The organism is Paraburkholderia sp. SIMBA_030, from assembly GCF_046535245.1.
In the GTDB taxonomy this organism is placed as follows: Bacteria; Pseudomonadota; Gammaproteobacteria; order Burkholderiales; family Burkholderiaceae; genus Paraburkholderia.
On record NZ_JAWRXB010000243.1, the window covers coordinates 1 to 313 of the forward strand.

Sequence of the window (313 nt, forward strand, 5' to 3'; positions counted from 1 at the left end):
TTCTTTTCACATTAATCTGGTCAATAACCTTGAATAATTGAGGGATGACCTCATTTAATCTCCAGTAGCAACTTTGATCCGTTATGGGAGGAGTTATGCGTCTGGATCGTCTTACTAATAAATTCCAGCTTGCTCTTGCCGATGCCCAATCACTTGCACTCGGGCACGACAACCAATTCATCGAACCACTTCATTTAATGAGCGCCCTGCTGAATCAGGAAGGGGGTTCGGTTAGTCCTTTGTTAACATCAGCTGGCATAAATGCTGGCCAGTTGCGCACAGATATCAATCAGGCATTAAATCGTTTACCGCA

At 44.1% G+C, this 313-nt stretch carries 1 protein-coding gene; it reads left to right on the plus strand.

Translation table 11 applies throughout. From position 1 onward, the window contains the following. Positions 1-95: 95 nt before the first annotated feature. The coding region (locus tag SB772_RS39840) for a Clp protease N-terminal domain-containing protein (RefSeq protein ID WP_410838496.1) at positions 96-313 on the plus strand (218 nt) is incomplete at its 3' end.